The sequence below is a fragment of the Streptomyces regalis genome (assembly GCF_001509475.1).
GTDB lineage: Bacteria > Actinomycetota > Actinomycetes > Streptomycetales > Streptomycetaceae > Streptomyces > Streptomyces regalis.
The window spans coordinates 15,024-36,323 of record NZ_LLZG01000388.1 but is presented as its reverse complement, the minus strand read 5'-3'; the positions used below and the strand labels follow the sequence as shown (position 1 = coordinate 36,323).

General features: G+C 68.4%; 20 protein-coding genes. 19 read left to right on the top strand and 1 reads right to left on the bottom strand.

Annotated elements, in window-relative coordinates; all coding sequences use genetic code 11:
- Positions 1-44: 44 nt before the first annotated feature.
- The 6 genes from ADL12_RS51740 to ADL12_RS58715 all read left to right on the top strand — a co-directional run bounded on the left by ADL12_RS51740 (position 45) and on the right by ADL12_RS58715 (position 4,086).
- Complete coding sequence (locus ADL12_RS51740) at positions 45-1,100, top strand: N-acetylmuramoyl-L-alanine amidase (protein WP_079052526.1); 1,056 nt, start codon at positions 45-47, stop codon at positions 1,098-1,100.
- Positions 1,097-1,315 carry a hypothetical protein gene (locus tag ADL12_RS39800; protein ID WP_062712517.1) on the top strand — a complete coding sequence of 73 codons (219 nt, stop codon included), beginning with the start codon at positions 1,097-1,099 and terminating at the stop codon, positions 1,313-1,315. The genes ADL12_RS51740 and ADL12_RS39800 overlap by 4 nt, the downstream gene beginning before the upstream one ends.
- Before the next feature lie 373 nt (positions 1,316-1,688).
- Positions 1,689-2,249, top strand: a complete 561-nt coding sequence (locus ADL12_RS54540) for an RNA polymerase sigma factor (protein ID WP_062712514.1) — start codon at positions 1,689-1,691, stop codon at positions 2,247-2,249.
- Positions 2,246-2,878 carry a hypothetical protein gene (locus ADL12_RS39790; protein ID WP_062712512.1) on the top strand — a complete coding sequence of 211 codons (633 nt, stop codon included), beginning with the start codon at positions 2,246-2,248 and terminating at the stop codon, positions 2,876-2,878. The genes ADL12_RS54540 and ADL12_RS39790 overlap by 4 nt, the downstream gene beginning before the upstream one ends.
- A complete protein-coding gene (locus tag ADL12_RS54535; RefSeq protein ID WP_159053436.1) occupies positions 2,875-3,042 on the top strand; it encodes a hypothetical protein in 168 nt (55 codons plus the stop codon). The genes ADL12_RS39790 and ADL12_RS54535 overlap by 4 nt, the downstream gene beginning before the upstream one ends.
- Before the next feature lie 477 nt (positions 3,043-3,519).
- On the top strand, positions 3,520-4,086 hold the full coding sequence (locus ADL12_RS58715) for an ATP-binding protein (protein WP_079052524.1): 567 nt from the start codon (positions 3,520-3,522) through the stop codon (positions 4,084-4,086).
- A gap of 123 nt (positions 4,087-4,209) precedes the next feature.
- Here ADL12_RS58715 and ADL12_RS39780 read toward each other — a convergent pair whose 3' ends face one another.
- Positions 4,210-5,073: a GNAT family N-acetyltransferase gene (locus tag ADL12_RS39780; RefSeq protein WP_063806790.1), complete on the bottom strand. Its 864-nt coding sequence runs from the start codon at positions 5,071-5,073 to the stop codon at positions 4,210-4,212.
- A gap of 265 nt (positions 5,074-5,338) precedes the next feature.
- Here ADL12_RS39780 and ADL12_RS39775 point away from each other — a divergent pair, with 265 nt between their 5' ends.
- The 13 genes from ADL12_RS39775 to ADL12_RS54530 all read left to right on the top strand — a co-directional run bounded on the left by ADL12_RS39775 (position 5,339) and on the right by ADL12_RS54530 (position 21,241).
- On the top strand, positions 5,339-11,854 hold the full coding sequence (locus tag ADL12_RS39775; protein ID WP_079052523.1) for an SDR family NAD(P)-dependent oxidoreductase: 6,516 nt from the start codon (positions 5,339-5,341) through the stop codon (positions 11,852-11,854).
- 50 nt (positions 11,855-11,904) lie between these two features.
- Positions 11,905-13,398 (top strand): FAD-dependent monooxygenase, encoded by a 1,494-nt coding sequence (locus tag ADL12_RS39770; RefSeq protein WP_062712504.1) that lies wholly within the window; start codon positions 11,905-11,907, stop codon positions 13,396-13,398.
- Positions 13,388-13,831, top strand: a complete 444-nt coding sequence (locus ADL12_RS39765) for a nuclear transport factor 2 family protein (RefSeq protein ID WP_062712501.1) — start codon at positions 13,388-13,390, stop codon at positions 13,829-13,831. Before ADL12_RS39770 ends, ADL12_RS39765 begins: the two co-directional genes overlap by 11 nt.
- Positions 13,714-14,772: an NAD(P)-dependent oxidoreductase gene (locus ADL12_RS39760; protein ID WP_341846399.1), complete on the top strand. Its 1,059-nt coding sequence runs from the start codon at positions 13,714-13,716 to the stop codon at positions 14,770-14,772. The genes ADL12_RS39765 and ADL12_RS39760 overlap by 118 nt, the downstream gene beginning before the upstream one ends.
- Before the next feature lie 303 nt (positions 14,773-15,075).
- Positions 15,076-15,651, top strand: a complete 576-nt coding sequence (locus tag ADL12_RS39755; protein ID WP_159053434.1) for a hypothetical protein — start codon at positions 15,076-15,078, stop codon at positions 15,649-15,651.
- A gap of 130 nt (positions 15,652-15,781) precedes the next feature.
- Positions 15,782-16,114 (top strand): hypothetical protein, encoded by a 333-nt coding sequence (locus ADL12_RS39750; RefSeq protein ID WP_159053433.1) that lies wholly within the window; start codon positions 15,782-15,784, stop codon positions 16,112-16,114.
- A 44-nt stretch (positions 16,115-16,158) separates the two neighbouring features.
- Positions 16,159-17,271 (top strand): AAA family ATPase, encoded by a 1,113-nt coding sequence (locus ADL12_RS39745; protein WP_062712492.1) that lies wholly within the window; start codon positions 16,159-16,161, stop codon positions 17,269-17,271.
- Between the two features lie 73 nt (positions 17,272-17,344).
- Positions 17,345-18,490, top strand: coding sequence for a hypothetical protein (locus ADL12_RS39740; protein ID WP_107120146.1), 1,146 nt, complete (start codon positions 17,345-17,347; stop codon positions 18,488-18,490).
- A 90-nt stretch (positions 18,491-18,580) separates the two neighbouring features.
- Entirely contained in the window at positions 18,581-19,435 is an 855-nt protein-coding gene (locus tag ADL12_RS39735; protein ID WP_062712487.1) for a helix-turn-helix domain-containing protein, read from the top strand.
- 221 nt (positions 19,436-19,656) lie between these two features.
- Positions 19,657-20,073 (top strand): hypothetical protein, encoded by a 417-nt coding sequence (locus ADL12_RS39730; RefSeq protein ID WP_062712484.1) that lies wholly within the window; start codon positions 19,657-19,659, stop codon positions 20,071-20,073.
- Positions 20,070-20,588, top strand: a complete 519-nt coding sequence (locus tag ADL12_RS39725; RefSeq protein ID WP_062712481.1) for a hypothetical protein — start codon at positions 20,070-20,072, stop codon at positions 20,586-20,588. Before ADL12_RS39730 ends, ADL12_RS39725 begins: the two co-directional genes overlap by 4 nt.
- 30 nt (positions 20,589-20,618) lie before the next feature.
- Positions 20,619-21,080, top strand: coding sequence for a hypothetical protein (locus ADL12_RS39720; RefSeq protein ID WP_062712479.1), 462 nt, complete (start codon positions 20,619-20,621; stop codon positions 21,078-21,080).
- The gene (locus ADL12_RS54530; RefSeq protein WP_159053432.1) at positions 21,077-21,241 is read left to right on the top strand and encodes a hypothetical protein; all 165 of its coding nucleotides are present in this window, start codon (positions 21,077-21,079) and stop codon (positions 21,239-21,241) included. Before ADL12_RS39720 ends, ADL12_RS54530 begins: the two co-directional genes overlap by 4 nt.
- The last annotated feature ends 59 nt before the right edge of the window (positions 21,242-21,300 follow it).

Genomic DNA, 21,300 nt, shown 5'->3' with positions numbered 1-21,300 from the left:
CCTCAACTTCAAGATCGGGCGCGGGGAGATATCGAGCGCCGACGTTGGCAACACCCCTGAATCCTGACCGGCTGGTCGCGGCACTGCGCGCAGAAGGCGTGCGGGTCGTCGAGCGTTCCGGCTGGCGCACCCACAACCGAAACCACAAGGGCCCGTGGGGCCCTGTCCGCGGCGTGATGATCCACCACACGGTGACGTCCGGTACGAGTAACACCGTCAGCATCTGCGAGCGCGGGTACGAGGGCCTTCCGGGTCCGCTGTGTCACGGCGTGATCGCTAAGGACGGCACGGTTCATCTGATCGGAAACGGCAGGGCCAACCACGCCGGACGCGGAGACAGCGATGTCCTCCAGGCCGTCATCGCCGAACGCGCGCTGCCCACAGCCAACCAGGCTGATACAGACGGCAATACATCGTTCTACGGGTGGGAGTGCGAGAACCTCGGCGATGGCCACGACCCGTGGCCGGCCGCGCAACTCGATGCGATCGAGCGGGTCTCTGCCGCGCTCTGCCGGCTCCATGGCTGGAGCGCGGCGAGCGTGATCGGCCACCTGGAGTGGCAGCCGGGGAAGGTCGATCCCAAGGGCTTCGCGATGAGCTGGCTTCGCGGCCGGGTCGCGGCTCGCCTGGAGGGGCGCCCCATTGGAAGAGAGCCCAGCGGGGGCTCCGCTGGCGGCACCACGTACACGGTGAAGAGCGGGGAGACGCTCTCCGGGATCGGCAAGCATCTCGGCATCAGTTGGCAGTCCATCGCCCAGACCAATGGCATCACCGCGCCGTACGTCATCACGGCTGGGCAGCGGCTGAAGATCCCCGGCAAGACCAGCGGAAAGACGTACCCGGCGCCGCCGTTCCCGGCCGGGCTCGCCCCGGGCCGTAACTCGCCCTCGGCCAAACGACTCCAGCAAGCCCTCAAGGACACCGGATGGCTCGACCGGTCGGTGCCGCTATCCGACAACTACGGCCCGCAGACCCAGAAGGCGGTCTCCGGCTTCAACCGCAAGCACAACCTCCACACCACCGGCTGTCCCAATGACCCGGCCATCGGCCGACGCGGCTGGGACCTTCTGCACCAACTCGCCTACGGGAACCGACCTTGATCAACGACTTCATCCATGACCACAGCACCCGCCTGTACGCCATCGCCGCTGCGGCGCTTTCGCTGATTGCCTACTACGTCGATGGGCTGCCGACCGGGCTAATCCTTGCCCTGGTGGCCGCGATTCTCGGCACCGGCGAAGCGGTACAGCGCGTCGAGGACCGCAAGACCAGCAGGGCCCTGCTCCTGGAACCGCCACGCACCATCCAGGACTGAACCCGGTCAGCCCGCCTGCCCCTCGGACCATCCGATGACGGACGCGGGCTTCAGTCTTCCTTGTTCAACCGCCATCGCCCCTTCCCAGTCGGAAGATCGGCACCGACGGGGGACGCCTCGTATGCGTCCAGTGATGCATCCTGTGGATTGTGGAACACGCTCTACCGGAAATCCCCACGCCTTCGCATCGGAGCTACGGGCAGCTGGGCGGAGCCTCCACTCGACTCGGAACGGTTCACAGTCGCCTTTTCGGCTTCGCTGTCGGTCTTATAGACATGACCGAAGTAGCCGACCAGGCTCGCCACATGGGCCACCGGCCCGGACGCGGACGGGGGGTGAGGGCACCGTGGTGCGCCGCTCTCTGACCCGTTCCATGAGCCTCGACCAGATCGAGGCTCTGTTCGACCGCACGTACACGGAGTGCAAGAAGCACGTCGAGGCCGTCATCGCCCCGCTGGCTGGGCCGAATGCCGACGTCGATGCACTCAGACAGGAGACATTCGAGCGTTTCTACCGGATGCTGCTCAACGACGAAGTGAAGGACGTCAACCCGAAGGGCCTTCTCGGGCTGCTGCGCCAGATCGCGTCGGGAAAGGCTATCGACGCCTTCCGCGCCACGGCCCGGCGTCCGGTTGACACCGTGGACGAGTTGCCGGACGCCAGCGCCTGGGACACCGTCGCCAAAATCCACGGCCCAGAGGTCGCGTACGAGCACGCCGAGACGCTGCGGGCCATCAACCGGCTCAGCCCGGAGCTGCGCGAGACCCTACTGCTGCGTGAGTACCTCGGCTTCTCCCGCGAGGTCACCGCCGAGATCCTCGGCATCAAGCGCGCCTCCGTGTCCGCCAACGTACGGCGCGCCAAGGAGCGGTTGCGTAAGCAGACCGCAGAACCCGAACTGCCCCACCTCAGCCTGGAAGGAGGAACCGCATGAACGCCAACGACCGCGACTGGGACCGCCGACTCGCCCAGCTCAAGCAGCTCGACAGCGCCCTGGTCCAGCACTACCAGGACCAGCCCGGTGACACCGCCCGTGAACTGGCGGCATTGCGCGCGGCGTCCGCCATCGAGCGCGACGCCCGGCGCGCCCGCGCCCCCGAAGGGCGAGCCCGCTCCTGCCGGACCCGTGTCGCAAACTGCATCCTGACGCGGCTCACCACTCCTGATATCCGGGGCGGTTCCCGCCGGGCCCGCGAAGCCCGCGCATGGAAGCGCCTCAACATGGCGGCGCACACCGCTCCCAAGCGGTATGCCCGCCGGGTCCGCCGGGCCCAGGTATGGGGTCGCATCCTCACCGTGGGGTTCGCGGCCGTGGGTGTCCTGGGTATCGCCACCGGCATCGGTTTCCTCGTCGCCTGGGCCTTCTCCGGTGGGGAGGACACTTCCGCGGGTACGGAGGCGCTCGCCCCCCTCATCATCGCGACCATGCCCGCAGTGATCTTCCATGTGGGCAGCGTCATCGCGAGGCTCGCTGCCGACCAGGAGCGTAGGCCCGCTGATCAGGCACTGGCGGCGATCACCCGCAGTGTCGACGTCCTTCTGGGTCGGAAGGAGCGCACGTGACCAAGAACCGCCAGCCGCCGCAGCAGCCGTACCTCGAACTGCGCGTCGGCGACTTCCATCTGACGCTGCAGCGCCGCCCGGTCCGGGTACTGACCGTGCTCACGCTGCTGCTGTGCCTGAGCGGCGTATGGACGCTGGGTGGCGGCACCTTCCCGATGCTGTAGCTCCAGCCAATTCGCACTGTCGCCGAGGGCGGACTACGCAGTGAAGACCGCGGGCCCGCCCTCGGCGTTCGTGTTCACCGTCCGCGGCTGGGTCTGCTGCGTACGGGCGCGGCGGGAACGGGATGTTGCTGGGCCTGGTGCTGGGCCGCTTTCTAGAGGGCTTGGAGCAGGGCCTGGTCGCGAGCCGCCGATTCATCGGTAAAGCCGTTGGCGCTGAAACCGATCCCTTGCGGCGGAGGACTCCGGCGATGGCCCACGCCCTCCGTTACGTCTGCGGGAGGAATTAGCCGGAATGACATTGCTGGAGTGATATCACTCCGGGAATAGGCAGTTGGCCAGTTCATGGGCATGGTGGTTGTCCGCCACCTGGCCGGGTTACCGCTGGAGGCTTGGCTGCCCGGTGAGGCTGGCGAGCGATCCGTCGTCTCTAGGAGATCGCATTGATGCGCTAGCTCACTGCCCGCGAAAGGTCTAGCCATGTCGCACCATCCGCTCGAAGAACTGCCCTATGCGTTCAAGGTTCCGGCCGCCCTCGGCGAAGTGCGGCCTGCACGGAAACGCGTTGTCGAGCGTGCTCGGAGGATCGGCTTGGTCATGAACGAGCAGCTCGTAGGCGACCTGGAGCTGTTGGCCGGCGAGGTGATCGCGAACGCCATCAGGCACACAGACGCTCCGTGTGTGGTGTGCGTGAGGTGGACTGGGGAGCGGCTGCGCGTCGAGGTCACCGATGTTGAGGCCATCGTCCCGATTCCGACGAGTGCTGGTCCGGAGGACGAGGGTGGTCGGGGGCTGTTTCTTGTCGACGCGCTGGCTGACGCTTGGGGGGCGGTTCCTGATCCAGCGGGAAAGACGACATGGTTCGAATTGGAGCCGCGGCCAGCGCAGGCGACCTCCCTCGTGCATGTGTCGGCGTGCCCCGGCTCCCGGCCAAGCCGCAATGCTGTTGCGGGGTGTACGGATCCGGCGTCCGGTGTCCCGCGTTCCGAAGGGACGCGGGTGGCTCTGCCGAGCCGAGGAGCTCAGCAACGTCACCAAGCTGCCTGAGGTGTCCTTCCCGCCGGGCCTCCTCCACCCGCCTGGCGAGTTGGTGCCGCAGGCTACGGTGCGCCTCGCTGATGTCAGTTCCCCCGACAGCGAGGCGCACCGGCTCCATGGTCAAAGGGCGTCTCATTCAGGGAGCCGTGTGAAGGAGAGCAGCCGGTCGACTTCAGTGAATCCGACAGAGTCGTAGAGGGCGTTCGCGGCGGTCCTGTCTCGTTCGGGATCCCTGGGGTCATCGTCGTCGACGTAGCCGATCACTTGCGTAGCTCCGAGGCCGGCCAGGAGGTCGACTGCTGAGCCGAGGAGTGCCCGGCCCATTCCCTGCCGTTGCGCGCTTGAGGTGACGTGCAGCCAACGCAGCACAGCGATGCCGTCGAAGGGGTTCCCGATGACGGCTTCGGCGACCACCTCGTCCCCATCACGGACTTGAAGACGACGGCCTGGCGGCTTGTGGACCGGGCCCGTCGAGTAGGCGGCCATGAGGGGAAGTCCCGTGAGCGGTAGTGGTGACTGGATGTAGCGCCTCAGGTCACGGGTGGTGAACCCAGCGCGCTGAAGGACTTCGCGGGTGGTGGCGCGATGCCGGGCCGACAGTCCTTCGACGCCAAATGTCAGAGCGGAGGCGCACTCGAAGGCGAAGTTCGTGCGGGGTCCGAGTTGGTCAAGCGCGTGACGGAGGAGTGCCCCTGCGGCTGCATGGTCTTCACGGCAGTGCATCCACAGCAGCAGCCCGGCCTCATCACGCGGGCGGATCGCATAGGAGACCGCACCCGTGAGGAGGCCTTCGCCATCGAGGAGGACGTTGGTGCGCGGAGGCTGGAGCTCTTCCCACCAGCGGGAGTCGATTGGCGAGCGACCGTCCAAGGCATGCTCGAGCATCCCCGGCGTACATGCCGGTTGGCCTGGCAGGCGATCCGCATCGATCAGCGCCAGCACGGTGCAGTTGTCGGTCTCGCGGTACGGGCGGATGGGGGCAGAGAGCTTGTGCACAAAGTGCTCTTCCCACACCTGTCGCCTTCGATGCCGCCCGCACCGTCGACGCCCTCACCGACTTGACCCGCACGCGACTCAAGCGCATGCGCTACTGGCCTGACCTGCTCGACGTCTTCATCACCTAGACCGGCCTCACCCTGGCCCCGCTTTGACGTCGCCCCAAAGCGAAAACCCCCGAAGGGATCCAGCTTCGGTCATGACTTGACGCGTTGTGGACAGCCCGGACGTCGTTCCGCTCAGGCACTGCCCATTGTCGTCGCGGATGGGATGTTCTCGAGTCATCGGCGCGCGGCTCAGCGCGAGCGCACGTGTGGGTCGGGCGGACCGACGGGCGTGGGCTCGGCGTGCGCTTGGGCGCTCTGCCTGTCTCTGTGCACTCCGATTGCCTCCGCGTGCACCGGCGATTTTTGTCCGCATTCACTGTTTCCTTGGATTCACCACCCGGATTCCGATTCCCGCCCACGTCGTTCGTGGGAGGAGCCTTCGGCTGAACCAGATCAGGGAGATGGTGGCCATGCCGTCGAATGTTGCTGGGCATGAACCGATTGCCGTGATCGGTGTCGGATGCCGGCTGCCGGGTGGCGTCGATACTCCTGGGGCGATGTGGAGGTTGCTGGCGGCCGGGCGGGACACGGTGAGCGAGGTTCCTGCTGATCGATGGCAAGCCGAGGATCTGGTCGGGCTGAAGCCAGATGTCATCCGGCGGATGCGGTGGGGGTCGTTCCTGGACGGCGACATTGGTGCTTTCGATCCGGAGGCGTTCGGCCTCAACAACCGGGAGGCGCCGTGGGTGGATCCGCAGCACCGGCTGCTCCTGGCGGTCACTTGGGAGGCGCTGGAGCATGCGGGCGTGCCGGTGGGCGGCGTCGCCGGGTCTCGTACGGGTGTGTTCGTGGGCATCTCCCAGATCGACTACGCGATGCGGGCACATCGCAGTCTTGAGCAGACGGAGATGTACGCGGGCATCGGCGGCATTCACAGCGTCGGCGTGAACCGCCTTTCGTTCTTGCTCGACCTTCACGGGCCGAGTCTGGCGGTGGACACGGCCTGCTCCTCCAGCCTGGTCGCCACCCACCTTGCCTGCGAGAGTCTGCGCCGGGGCGAGTCGAATATGGCCCTGGCCGGTGGGGTATCCGCGACCCTCAGCCCGGAGTTCTCCTTCACGTGCGCCTCGTGGGAAATGTTGTCCACGTCGGGGCACTGTCACCCCTTCGACGCCGACGCGGACGGATACGTGCGCGCCGAGGGCTGTGTCGTCGTCGTACTGAAGCGGCTGTCCGACGCTCGCCGCGACGGTGACCGGATCCTTGCGCTGCTGCGCGGGACTGCGGTGAATCAGGACGGCCGGTCCACTCGGATAACGGCTCCAAACCCGGAGGCCCAACGCGAGGTCTACCGCGCGGCATTGGCGGATGCCGAGGTGGATCCGAACCTGGTCGGCATGGTGGAGGCCCACGGGACGGGCACTCCCGTGGGCGACCCCGTCGAGTTCGACTCCCTGTCCTCGGTGTATGGGCAGGGGAAGAGCCCGTGCGCGCTCGGGTCGGTTAAGTCGAACATCGGGCACACCGAGGCAGCGTCGGGTCTGTCCGGGTTGTTGAAGGCCGTCTTGTGCGTGGGTGCGGGGAGGATTCCTCCGACCTTGCAGTTCCGTCGCTGGAATCCGCAGATCGACCCGAGCCGGGCCCGGTTCTTCGTGCCCACCCGGCTGGAACCGTGGCCAGTGGCGGAGGGCCCGCGCTTGGCAGCGGTGTCGTCCTACGGCGTCGGCGGCACCAACGCCCATGTGATCGTGGAGCAGGCCCCCGCGTCGCATCCGCCCGACGCCGCTTCGCCCGCGGACGACGGTCTCCACACCGTGTTGCTGTCGGCCAAGTCCGGGCCAGCTCTGGACGCTGCCGCCGACCGGCTCGCGGACTGGCTGGAGGACGAGGGGCGGTCCACGGCGCTGCACGACGTGGCGCACACCTTGGCTACGCGGCGTAGTCATGCGCGGCACCGGCTCGCCGTGGTGGCGGAATCCCACGAGGAGTTGGTGGGCCGGCTGCGGGCCGGCGCCCGGCGCGAGGTCGTGCCCGGTGTTACTACGGGGACCTCCCGGGATGCGGCGGCACGCGGGGCGGTATGGGTGTTCTCGGGACACGGGTTCCAGTGGCCCGGGATGTGCCAGCGACTGCTGGACGATGATCCTGCCTTCACCGCCGCCATCGACGCACTGGAGCCCATGGTGGCCGCCGAAGGCGGGTTCTCCCTTCGCGAGGCGCTCACTCGCCCGGACACCGCGACGGGCATTGCGCACGTTCAGCCGCTGTTGTTCGCCGTCCAGATGGGACTGGCGGCGATGCTGCGGGCCCAGGGCGTGCGGCCTGCCGCGGTGATCGGCCACTCCTTGGGGGAGATCGCCGCGGCGGTCACTGCCGGGGCGCTGACCCCGGAGGACGGCGTTCGGGTGGTCTGCCGCCGTGCCCGGCTGCTCGCCGGGGTCGTGGGCGGCGCGATGGCCTCGGTGGACCTCGGGTGGGACGAGGTCGCCCAAGACCTGGCTGCGAGCGGAGTGGTCGGGGTGGAGCCGGCCGTGATGGCCTCCCCCAAGTCGACTGTGGTCGCCGGCGACCGCGAGCAGCTCGAACGGCTGGTGTCCGATTGGGAAGCGCGGGATGTGACCGCCCGCATGGTCGCGGTGGACGTCGCAGCCCATTCACCGTTCATGGACCCCATCCTGGACGACCTGACGGCCGCCCTCACCGGCCTCGACCCCCGCGCCCCGACCGTCCCCTTGTACTCGACGGTGAGCGAGGACCCGCGTGCCGCCGAGGCTCGCAATGCCGCCTACTGGCGGGCCAACCAGCGCGAGCCGGTGCGCTTTTGGTCGGCTCTGACAGCGGCGGCCGACGACGGCCACCGACTGTTCCTGGAAGTCTCCGCCCACCCCTTGCTGGTCCGCCCCGTGCTGCAGACCCTCGCCCACGCGGGACACACCGACGCCGTCGTCCTGCCGACGCTCCTCCGCAACCGCGACGATCGGCTCACCTTCCGTACCCAGCTCGCCGCGCTGCACTGCGCTGGGCATCCGGTCGACTGGGCGCGGCAGTACCGCACTGGGGACCTTGTCGACGTACCGCCGACGACGTGGGAGCGCAACCACCACCTCGTGCCCCCAAACCCGCTGGTGAAGCGGGACGACACTCATCCACTGCTCGGCGCCTACGTCCACAGTCGCGACGGCGGCGACTGGCACCTGTGGCAGGCCCTGCTGGACGAAGCGACGCTGCCCTGGCTGCCCGACCACCGAGTCGAGGACACGGTCGTGCTCCCCGGAGCGGCCCTGTGCGACATGGCGGTTGCCTCTGCGGCGCGGGTCTTCGCCACCGGCGCGACCAGCGTGCAGGTCAGGAACGTGGACTTCGAGCACACCCTGTCCCTCGACTCCCCGGTGGAGGTGACGACTACCGCAGCGGACGACGGCACCGGGCTGGTCCGCTGGGAGGTCTCCTCCTACCTCGAAGGCGGCGAGCGGATCCGGTACGTCACCGCGGAGCTGACCCGGTCGAGTTCCGCGGAGCAGCCTGAACGAGTCGACCTCGACACGCTCCTGGCGAGTCATCCGGTGCACCGCCCACCGGGGGACTTCTACGGCACGTCAGGTGCGGTGGTCCGGGGAGTGTTCCTCGGTCCGGCCATCGCCGGCATCCGCGACCTGCGGCTGCGGGAGGGAGACTCCCCGGGGGTGGTCGCCGAGATCGGCATCCCTGACGCAGGGCTGGCCGGGGCACGCTTCGCCCACTGGCATCCGGTGCTGCTGGACAACTGCTTCCAGGCGGTGGCCGCTCTGTGGCTGGCTTCCTTCGACGTAGCGGACGGGCCTCTCCTCCCGGTGGACATCGCCAGCATCACGATCCACCGCAGCACCGCCCAGGGGCGGTTCTGCCACGCGTGGCTTACACATGCGGACGGCGAGTCCGCCACGGCCGACTTCCGGCTCCTTGACGAGGACGGGCTCCCGCTCGCGGATGTCCACGGGGTCCGCCTGGTTCGGGGCGCCGCCAACGCGCAGCAGGCATTCGACACGAGGCTGCTGCAGGTGTGCTGGGAACCAGAGCCGCTGCCCGTCTCTGCAGCAACCGACCGGGGCAGCTGGCTCGTCGTCAGCCCTGGAACGGATGCCTGGGCAGACACCCTCGGCGCCGCGCTGAGCAGCGCCCTGGGGCACAAGGCGGTCACCGTGACCGACGCCCGCGCGAGCGGCACCGACTTTTCCGGGCACCGGGCCATCGTGGTCTGCGCCAGCCCGGAGCATGCCCCCGGGGACGAGTCCCCCGTCGAGGCAGCGACCCGGCAGATGCACACCATCATGCCGCTGCTCCAGCAAGTCTGCGCCACCGGCGACGCCGCCCCGCCGCGCCTGTGGCTGCTCACCCGCGGCGCACAGCTGGTGCGTCCCGACGACCCCGTCTCCCTGGCGCAGGGCGGACTGCACGGGATGATGCGCGCCCTCACCTACGAGCACTCCGAACTTCGTCCCAGCACGGTCGACGTCGGCCCGGGAACACCGATCGAGGACGTAGTCGCCGAACTCCTCACCGACGGCGCGGCCGACCAGGTCGCCTACCGCGACCGGACGCGCTACCTGGCCCGTCTGCGGCCCGCCCCGCTGCGCGACGACGAACGCAAGACCGTGCTCTGCCGGTTCGACCAGGACCCGGCCGCCCTCGACCTTAGGCGCAGCGGCGACCTGGACAGCCTGGAACTGGTCCACACGCCGCGGCGCGACCCTGCACCAGGGGAGATCCATATCCAAGTCCGCGCGAGCGGGCTGAACTTCGCCGACGTGCTGATCGCCATGGGGCAGTACCACTCCGTGGACGGGGTGCCCCCCGCCCTCGGCTTCGACTGCGCCGGCACGGTGGCCGCCGTGGGTGAGAGCGTGCACGACATTCAGGTCGGCGACCGCGTCGCGGCCCTTCTACCGGGAGCCGGCCTTGCCTCGTCGGTGGTGGTGCGGGCCGACTGGGCCATGAAGCTGCCGGAGGGCACCGACTTCGAGGAAGCGGCTGCGCTGCCCCTCGCCTACGTCACCGCCTGGTACAGCCTGCGCGACCTCGCCCGGCTCGCCCCCGGCGAGCGGGTGCTCATCCACTCGGCCACCGGCGGCGTGGGTCTGGCTGCAGTCAACATCGCCCAAGCGCGCGGCGCGGAGATCTTCGCGACCGCCGGCACTGCGGAGAAGCGGGCATACCTCCGAGAACTGGGCATCGCGCACGTCATGGACTCGCGATCCCTGGACTTCGCCGTTCAGGTCCGCGAGGCCACCGCAGGCCGCGGCGTCGACATCGTCCTGAACTCCCTCGCGGGGCCCGCCCAGGCTGCCGGGCTGGAACTCCTCGCCCCCGGCGGGCGGTTCGTGGAGATCGGCAAACGCGACATCTACGCTGACGCAACCCTCGGTCTGCATCCCTTCCGTCACAGCATCGCCCTGCACAGCCTCGACGTCATGGTGCTCATGACCGAGAAGCCCGAACTCATCGCGGGCGTCATCAATGAGCTGCACGAAGCCTGGACCGACGGCAACCTGCCGCCCCTGCCGACGACCACACTGCCCATCGGCGACGCCGTCACCGCTCTGCGCACCATGGCCAACGCCGAGCACCGGGGAAAGACGGTCCTGACCTGGCCTGCCGGCCAGCGCGCAGCCGCCGTGGTCAAGCCCGAGGACGTCCCGCTGGTCCGCGCGGACGGCAGCTACATCATCACGGGCGGGCTGGGCGGGCTCGGCCTGCTGACGGCCCGGTGGCTCGCCGAGCGCGGTGCCGGGGCGGTCATCCTCAACGGCCGTTCCGCGCCGAGCCCGTACGCAGAGGAGGCGATCAAGACCATCCGCGCGGGCGGCACCACCGTCGAGGTCGTCAGGGGCGACATCGCCGAGCCCGGCACTGCCGAACGGGTCGCGGCCGCGGCCTGCGCGCGGCACCCGCTTCGCGGTGTGGTCCACTCAGCGGGCGTCCTGGACGACGCCACGTTCCTGAGGGTCGACGCCGACCGCCTGCGGCGCCAGTGGCGTCCCAAGACCGAGGGGACGTGGCGGCTGCACCAGGCCACGCTCTCCCACGAGGTGGACTGGTGGGTCGCGTTCTCCTCAATCGCGTCACTGTTCAGCGGAGCGGGAGAGGCAGGCTACGCGGCGGCCAGCGGGTGGATGGACGCCTTCATCGACTGGCGCCGCCAACAAGCCCTACCGGCAACCGGATTCCACTGGGGCGCCTGGGCCGAGTACGGCTTGGCAGCCGGGATGGATGTCTTCGGAGACGGCATGATCCGGCCCGAGGAAGGGATCGCAGCCCTGGAGCGGCTCCTCGCCTACGACCGCCCCCACCCCGCCTACTCGCACGTGAACCTGGCGGACTGGCTCAAGCCCTACCCCGCCACGGCCGCAGTCCCCTTCTTCGCCGGCGTATTGGGCTCCTCTGCCGAAACGGCCGCGGACGAATCCATCCTCGTGGCGTTGCGCGACGCGGAGCACCCGGAGCAGCGCCGGGCCCTGCTCGATGCGCATATCACCCAGCAGATCCTCACAGTGCTCCAGATGCAGAGCCAGAGCCTCGACAAGGACACCCCGCTGGCGTCGGTCGGCCTCGACTCACTGGCCGCAATGGAACTGCGCGCACGGTTGCAGAACAGCCTGGGCGTGAGCATCCCGCGCACGATCCTGTGGGCACGCCCCACCATCGCCGCACTCGGCGACGAACTGACCAAGATGCTCGCCCAACACCCGGACACATAGGCGGTACACGCCGCGCCCAGGGTGGAATCAACCATGGGAAGGACGACACTGTGAACGCGCGCGATCCCGTCATCGTCATCGGAGCCGGACCCTGCGGCCTCGCCCTCGCTGGTGAACTCCTGCGCCAAGGCTCCCCCGTGCGGATGGTCGACGCCGCCTCGTCCGCGCAGCGGGGGTCACGCGCCATCCTGCTGTGGCCCCTCGCTCAGACGGTCCTGGGTGACCTGGGGGTTCTGCAGAAAGCGGGCGAACTGGCGGTGCGACCGCAGGCGCTCGACTACTTCGGCGACCACGGACGTCTGGCCCGCGTCGAACTTCGGTCGCAGGACGCCCCTCTCCTCCTACCCCAGCAGATCACCGACCGCCTGCTCGAAGCAGCCGTCGTCCAACTCGGCGGGCGTGTCGAACGGGGCGTCCGGCTCACGGAGGTCAACCAGGACCGCGATGGGGTGGACGCCGTGGTCGTCAACGAAGCCGGGCGCCGGGAACAACTGCGCGGATCGTGGCTGGTCGCGGCCGACGGCGTGCGCAGCACCGTAAGAGAACTCCTCGGCATCACCTTCGCGGGCGCCGCGCTGCCCTCCCGCTCCTTCCTTGCCGAGGGCACCCTCTCCGGCGCGAACGACGACGTCACCGCGTTGTCCTACTTCCTGACCTCGCGCGGAGGCCTGCTGATCGCCCCACTGCCCAATGGGCGGGTGAGGCTGGCGGGAGACATGCGCCCCGGGCAGGACGTATCCCCGGAAATGGTCCAGCAGTTGCTGGTCGCGCGCGGCCCCGCCGGGCTGCGGATCGGCGACCTCGTCACCCTGACAACGTTCACCTCCGCGGAGCGGATGGCCGAGCGGATGCGCGACGGCCGCTGCCTGCTGATCGGCGACGCTGCCCACACCCACTCGCCGCTCGGCGGCCAAGGCCTCAACCTCGGGCTCCAAGACGCCCACAACCTCGCCTGGAAGCTCACAGGCGTCCATGCCGGACGGTTCAGCCCCGCCATCCTGGACACCTACGACACCGAACGCCGAGCCGCCGCGCGATATGTCACCCGGCTCACCGGCACCACCGTCCGCCTCGCGTTCCTGGAACCACCGTGGAACCACCTGCGCAACCCGCTCATGCGCGCGGCACAGAGCCAGGCGTTCCTGCGCGCCCGCTACACCTCGGCGCTCGCCGGATGGCGCATCCGCTATCCCCCAACCCCCCTCGGCTGCCCGCGTACCTCCGGAGCCGGAGGACTGCCCGCACCCACCTGGGCAGTCCCAGAGACCACCGACCCACACAAGTACCGGCTGGTGACCACAGGGACCTCCCGCGCGGGCGCATGGCCCGGCGCAGCCGCCTCGCTGGCCCACAGTCACGCAGCCATCGTGACCCACCACCACGTCCACCGAACGCCGCCGGGGTTCCTCCTCGTACGCCCAGATGGCTACGTGGCCCTGGCCGGCCGGGTCCGCGACCTCGAACGAGTCAACCGGCTGCTGACGGCCGTCACCGCAACCCGGATCCCCGTACCTGACACGGAGGCAGAGTCGCATGACACCTGAGCAGACTCGCGCGGTCCACGCCGAGACGTTCCGCACGTGGGCCACGGCCCTGGAGGCCGACGACCTGGCCACCTACCTCGACTGCTTCACCCCGGACGTCGAATTCGAGGACATCCCCCTCCAGATCACGCTCCACGGACGCGAGGAACTCGGGAAAGCTGTCTCCGACGGTCTCAAATGGCTCGGCCATGAACGCATCGACATCGATCTCCACCTGGAAGGCACCGACGGCCACGCCGCCGTCATGATGCGCGTCCACATGCGCATCCGCGATCAAATCCCCGCCATACCCCACCGCGTCAACGTCGGCACCCTGTGCATCGTGCACACCACGAGCGTCTTCCTGTTCGACGAAGACGGCCGGTTCACCTGGGAACGCTGCCACTGGGACCTGGGAGAACTATTGCGCCAGATCCGCGCACCACAAGCGTGACCACACTGTCCGCCCCGACCGAACGGTGGGGTGCACCGAGAAGGGAACCGCTGACGATGAAGTCACCTGACACGGTGGGGTTCATCGGCCTCGGCCTGCAGGGCACACCCATCGCCCGGCGGCTCGTGAACGCCGGCCATCCGGTGACGGTCTGGAACCGAACCCCAGCCAAGACCGAACCGCTGCTGGCAGAGGGAGCCCACGAGGCAACCAGCCCGGCCGAAGTCATGGAAGCCTCCGACGTGGTAATTCTTTGCGTCACCGACGCCGCGGCCGTGGAGGAAGTTACCTTCGGCCCTGCCGGACTCGCGTCAACCGCGACCCCTGGCAAGCTCGTGGTCGACCACTCCAGCATCCGCCCCCAGACGGCTAGGGACCTGGCGAACCGCCTCGCCACGGAAAGCGGGGCCAGCTGGGTGGACGCCCCCGTCTCCGGAGGCGTCGCGGGCGCGACCGCAGGCACCCTCACGATCATGGCCGGTGGCGCCCAAACCGACTTCGACCGCGCGGACACCCTGTTCGCCGCCTACGCACGCCGCCGCACCCTGATCGGCCCCGTCGGCTCCGGCCAGACGGTCAAACTCTGCAACCAGATCATCGTCGCCACCACCTCCTGGGGTCTCGCCGAAGCCACCCAAGTCGCAGCAGCCGCTGGCCTCGACCCCGCCCGCCTTCCCGAATACCTCGAAGGCGGCCTCGCCGACTCACCCCTGCTCCGCGCCTATCAACCCCATATGGTGGCCGGCCACGACACCAGCCTCGCCTCCATCGAGAACCTCATCAAAGACCTCGACTCAGCCCTCGACCTCGCCCGCAAAACCAACTGCCCCGTCCCGCTCGTCGCGCAGGTCACCGAACTACTACGCACAGCCGTGAAATGGACGCCACCAGCAGAAGCCGGACGCTTCATCGACCTCCTCAAAGGCCCCCAGGCCCAGTAGCGAAATCGACCCTTGACCATGGATCTTGGACACCCGAGAGACTTGGATCTTGATGGTCCGGAGAACGGATGCCCTGGTCATGAAGCACTGTCGCCCGGGTTGAGGGCGGACACGGTCGCGCTGTACGAGTCCCGCCCATCCCCCGAGCACTGGCTTAGTGGGCTGCGGAGTCCTTGCTACCCCTCTTGGAAAGTGCAGCCTCTCGGCCTGACAGCGCCCAGCTCAGGGGCCTCGGCGCTCGGATCCGCGCCTGCTGCATCTATTCTGCTCTTCCAGGTACGACGTAGTGGAAGGGAGGCTGTGGTGGCGAAGCCGCTGCTGTTCGGGCGCATGGAGATCGGCCGGGTCTACAACATCAGGGCCTCGGCGATCAGCAACAACTGGGTTTACAAGGGCATCCTCTCGTATGAGGACGCGGCGATCGTCTCCGGTAAGCCGTACTGGCCGGGAGGGCTCGTGGTCGCGCTGGCGCTTCCGCCGGGCAGCCGTGGCCGGCAGTTGGACGAGCGGGAACTGGCCGCCCTCGAGGCAGAGCAAGGGGCCGGCGTCCGGCCGATGAAGAAGGGCGAGCTTCCGCCGCTCGTCGGCGCCCAGGAGTACGCCGAGCTGTTCGGAGTGACGCAGGTCGCGGTCGGACAAGCAGCGCGCGGGGGTGCGGGGCAGCTGCCAGAGGCTGACTACACACTGTCGGGGTCGAACCTGTGGCTGCTGGATACGGTGCTGGACTCGGCGGAGGCGACGATGAAGAAGTCCCGGAAGGGGCTTTGGGTGTTGCGGGACGAGGTGGCCGCCGCGTTGCGTGAGGGCCGTTATGAGGGCCCGGGCTCGTTCTTCTCTCAGCGGGGGAACAAGGCGCAGTCGGGTTCCGGGGGCGCATAAGCGGAGTTGCCGACCCCCTCGAATAGAGTAGAATATCGACATGAAGCCAGAGGGGTCCGTTGGATCAACCTCTCGGCATGCCGCAAGATAGGTCGCGACACTGAAACAGAGGGGGAGGATCATGCTTCCTGTGCAGTTGGAGCTGCCCATCGCGCCCTTGCGGCACCTGGACCCGACACATTCGGGACTGAGCATCCAGGAGCGATTCGAATCGTTCCACCAGCTCAATCCCTGGATCCTGGAGCAGCTGGAGGCCCTGACCGCCGACTGCGCCGAGCGCGGCCTGCGCCGCATCGGCATCGGGATGCTGTTCGAGGTCCTGCGCTGGCAGTACGGGCGTGCGACGCAGGGTGAGCCGTTCAAGCTCAACAACGATTTCCGCTCACGCTACGTGCGCTCCATGCTCGACCGGCACCCAGAGTGGTCCTCCCTGTTTGAGACCAGGGAGCTCCGCACCGCCTGATATAGGTCGCGATAGAAAATCGCGACCACCTCTTGGAGAAGTGCATGACCCACCCCATACCGAAGCTCCGCACCCGCAAGCCCACCGGCGTCATCCCCTGGCCGATCATCCTGATCGAAGGCGACGAGAAGGCCGGGAAGAGCCACCGGGCCGCATCGTTCACCGGCTCCGAACTGACCGGTCAGGCGTACTGGCTGGAGCTCGGCGAAGACACGGCCGACGAGTACGCGAACGTGCCGGGCGCGGACTACCTGCTGATCGAGCACAACGGCAGCTACCGCGACATCCTCGGACAGATCGAGGCCGTGCACGCTGAGGCGAAGCGCGCGGCCGCCGCGAAGGAGAAGCCGGTCGTCCTGGTCATCGACTCGGTGTCCATGCTGTGGCGAATGCTCGTGAACTGGACCAACGAGCGGGCCAGGCGCTCCAGGAGCGGGCAGAAGGTGCTTCGGCAAGACCCGGACGCCGAGGTCAAGCCGTCCATGAACCTGTGGAACGACGCGGCCGAGCGGTGGGCGAAGGTCATGTACCTGGTTCGCACGATGCCCGGCATCGTCGTACTGCTGGCACGCGGCAAGGAGGTCGCGGCCGTCGACGGCAACGGCGACCCGATCCCCCGCACGAAGGACTGGCGGGTGGAGGCGCACAAGTCGCTCGCCTTCGACGCGACCGTGTGGGTACGGCTGCGCCGCGACGAACAGCCGCAGATCATCGGCGCCCGCTCCCTCAAGTTCGAGGTGCCACGCAGTGGCGCTCCGAAGACGCTGCCGGACTTCTCCATCGAGAAGCTGGTGTTCGAGCTGATGGGCTGCTCGATCCACAACCAACCGAAGGCTGCCCCCGAGCTGACCGGCGATCTGGCGCAGCTGTGGCTGCCGAAGGTCCACAAGGCGGCAGAGCAGGGTGTGGACGGTCTCAAGAAGCTGTGGCGTGTGGTCGAGGCGGACGAGGACCTGAGCCGCGACGAGGTGCATGTGGTGCGTGCGGCAATCGAGCGCAGGGCCGCCGAGCTGAAGAACCCGAAGAAGTTCAGCGACCCGACGAGTGACGACGTGGCACGACTGCGGACGGCTGCGGCCGACCAGCAGAACGAGGACAGCGAGGCCAAGTCCGACTTCGACGAACTGCCGCACGACGACGAGTTCGCCGCCGCCTAGCCCTTCCCCGCTCGTGATGCCGGGGCCCGTCGCCCACAGGCCGGGCCCCGGCACGCCCTCTTGGAGATCAGTAGTGACCGCACCAACCCTCGCCCCGACGGCTCCCGTGTCGATCTGGGATGCCGCCCATGCCGCCGATGCCCGCCGACCGCGGTCCATACAAACCCAGTTGGGCGCATCGGACACGATCTGCTCCCGCCGCGCCGGTTACATCCTGGCCGGCGCCGCACGCACCAACGCCGGGGACAAGCGCGCCGCGATCCTCGGCACGTACATCCACAGAGGACTCCTTGAGGACGCACGCCGCGAGTACGGGTGGCTTGTCGAGCGCACCGTCGCGGACGACACGCTGCGCGGCCACATCGATGTCGTTCAGCTCGATAGCGCGACCGCAGCGCGGCTGCCCAAGCGGCACCGGCCACTTGAGCCCGCGGAGGTCGTGACGGTTGAAGACGTGAAGACGAAGTCGAGCCGTGTCTGGGACCGCGTCGTGCGGTACGGGCCGACAGCAGCTGAGATGCGGCAGGTCCTGCTGTACGCGGATCTGCTGCGGACGGTCGGGTTCGCCGACATCCCTGGTCAGCGGTACCTGCACCGGCTCGGCCCGGTCGACGTGCAGCGCATCCGGTTCAGGTTCGTGTGCCGCGATACAGGTGAGGAGCACATCCAGGAGTTCGCGTTCGACGAGTGGCTGGCTGTCGAGGCCCGGTGGTGGGTGGACCGTGTCATGGAGGCCGCTTCCCCGGAAGAACTTCGGCGGGATCACGACGGGCCGGGTCTGTCGGTGATCTGTGACAACTGCCCGTTCGTGGATGCCTGCTGGCCGGGCGTCGCACCGGGCAAGCCTGCGCAGACGATCCTCGTCCACGACGACGAGGACCGGGCCAAGGCGCTGGCCGACTATGTACGCGCGCATGAGCGGTACCGGGAGAGCAAACGGGTCAAGGAGACGGTCCGCGCGATGCTCGACGACTCCCCGGAGGGCAACTACGGGGACAACCACCTGGGCTGGGGTGGCGAGAACGACAAGGAAGAGACCGACGTCGCAGCCATGGTCGAGCAGTTCGAGGACGCCGAGCTGGTTGTGCCGATGGTGCCGGACGAGAAGGCCATGGTCCAGATTCTGCGCCGCGCCGGGATGGTCGTGCCCCGGCGTAAGGCCGCTGGCCAGAAGACCGCCCGCACCATCAAGGTCACTCGGGCCCGCAAGATCGCCTGACCGCCCTTCTGGCGGCCTCACCTGCCCGCCGAGTGGCCACACCCCTTCTGTGTTCTCTCTGCTCCTTGTACTGCCCTGGAGGCATGCTCCGTGACGATCCTGCGCCGCCACCTCAGCACTGGCTACACCGTGCTGCCGACGGCCGCTCTCGAAGATTCCCGGCTGTCGTTCCGGGCTCGGGGCATCCTTGCCTTCCTGATAGCCAAGCCGGACGACTGGAAGGTGCGGGCGGAGTCGATCGCCAACGCGGGCAAGGAGGGTCGCGACGCGGTGCAGGGTGCACTGCGGGAGCTTCGGAACTGCGGCTACTACCGGGTGGTGACCGAGCGGCTGGCGGACGGGACGCTGACGCGGATCACGGAGGTGTACGACACGGCGCAGGAGTGGGCGGCCGAGGAATACAGCCGGCAGGTGTGCAGACGGGTCGGGCGCAGGCTGAAGCGTGATGCAGAAGCGGCCGCGGGTCGTGATGGCGAGGGAGACGGGGAGACCGAAGACGGGTTTTCAGGCGTCGGTTCACCAGGCGTCGGTGAACCCGTCGCAGGTTCTTCAGGCTTTCTAGTTAGTAACCAGACCCAATACCCACAGGAGAAGAACCCCCCTCCCCCCGCAGCTGACGCTGCAGGGGAGCTCGACGCCGCCCCGACTCCAACCACGGACCGGACAGCGCAGTCGTGTCCGACGCACCGGGACCGCCCCGGTCGCTCCTGCCGCGGCTGCGGGACGAGTCCGAGGCAGCGACGCGAGGCAGAGCAACGGGCACAGAAGGAGCGGTTCAAGACCGCGGAGCGGGAGGCAAACGAGCGGGTGCTGAAATCGGTGCGGCGCGATCCGGGCGCGCAAGGGCTGTCGGCGGTGGCTCGCCGGAGCATGGAGGAGATGCGTGAGGCGCGCGCGAGGGGTGCCGATGGCGGCAGCAAGCAGGTGGCCGACAACACGAGATAGGTCGCATCTGATATTAAGGATCTAACGGCGGCCCCATTTGCCACCCCTGGACGGAAGAGTAGAATTGAGGTATCAAACAAGGGTCCGCAAGGTCGCCAATGGCGAGCATCGAGCGAAAGCGCCCTTACCGCAAGGCCAACCCGGCACCCCTCGTCGAACACCCACGACACTTCGAAGCGGTCTTTTATAGGTCGCGATAGACAAGCCCAGATCGGATCCTCATGCTGACTGCCGCCTCAAAAGTTGCCGCCATCCGTGCCACCTACGGGCCCGAGGAGCTGGATGCGCTCGCCATCTACGGCGACGTGCACTCCGCGCTCGAATCGATCGGGCTGCATCCGTACATCGAGACCCGCGGGGGGCTCGCCGTCTGCGCGTACGCGCCGGACGGCACGTTGGTGGTGGTCGCCTGCCAGGACGCCCTGCCGCTGCGGCGTCGCATGCTGATGGGCTGGCACGTCACGCACGTCCCGGAAGACTCCAACAGTCCGTTGTGGCGCTGCATCGTCCGGGACACGACTCCCGACGACCTGTGCTGCGATCCGCCGGGCGATCTGCGTCTTGACGCGCTATCCGAGGCGATCAGCCGGCACTTGGCCACCTGCTCGCACACCGCCGTCGAGGAGGCGGGAGCGTGAAGCTGTCGGCCGACGACCTGCAGATGGCGGTTCGCGATTTCTTCACTCCGGCGCAGCTGCTGGAGTTCGTCGACCTGCCAGACGGCGTGGCCCGCGCCAAGTGGGGCGAGCAGCAGTTCAGGGAGCGAGAGGGCCGTTTCACCGTACGCCGCCTGGACGGGGAGCCCGACGCGGGGGCGCTGACGGTGTGGACGCCGGCACCTGGCGGATTCCGTTACGAGGTCGAGGCCTCCCGAGGGCCGCGTGCCGACTACGTCGCCTGGCGCGAGGTTCATGAGATCGCCGACAGGCGCATGACCGCGGTGCGCTACGGCGCGCTTCGCGAGGCGGTCGAGCGGGTCCGGGGGCATCAGGCCTCGTACGTGGCCTGCCCGGGGCCGTACGCGGACCCCGGGGTCTGGGACACGCAGTTCTATCGCCCCTGGTCGCGCCGCAGCATGACGCTCCAGCTCCAGGCCGCCGCCGCTCTGGACGCGATTCTGCCCGCCGCCATCGCACATCCATCGCTGTTCTGAATTCCCCCCACCGCAAGGAAGCACTACCCCGTGATCAACTCCACCACCTCGGCCGCCTGGACCTCGCTCGCACCCTGCGCAGACCTGGACGGATACATCCCTGACGACTCGCTCGTGCGCGCACCGAAGCAACTACTCCAGTCCTGCGGCCCGTTGATGGAGGACTGCGCGGCCCTGTGTCCGTTCGTGGTCCAGTGCTACGACCGTGTGCGGCCGGAAGTCAGCCATTTCGACGGGGTGTGTGCGGCCCGGATATGGGTCAACGGCAAGGCAGTTGCGACAGCCGAGAACGCGCCTGAGCTGCCCAAGCTCCCCACCCAGGCCGGGACGTGCGGCACGAGCAGTGGTGTGGCCGGGCACCGGCGCCTCGGCGAGGCGCTGTGCGGGGAGTGCCGGGTGACGGCGCAGCGGGCCGGTGCACGCCGCGCTGGCGCAGCGAGCATCCGCAAGCGCGCCCACCGGGGCAGTGCCCTGGTCGGGGCGGCGGCGTGATCGAGCCGCGAATCGCCCTGATAGCTGCACTTCGGGACCAGTTGCCGGACATGGATCCGCTCGGCTGCGTCCACCTGGCCGATGCGCTGATCGGCCAGCTCGCACAGGACGGTGTGCGCCTTATTGACGGCCGACTGTCAGATCCGCCTGCAGGCCTGTGACCTGCGTGGACGGGTTTGACGCCCCCCACGAATAGAGTAGAATTTAGATACAAGGGAGG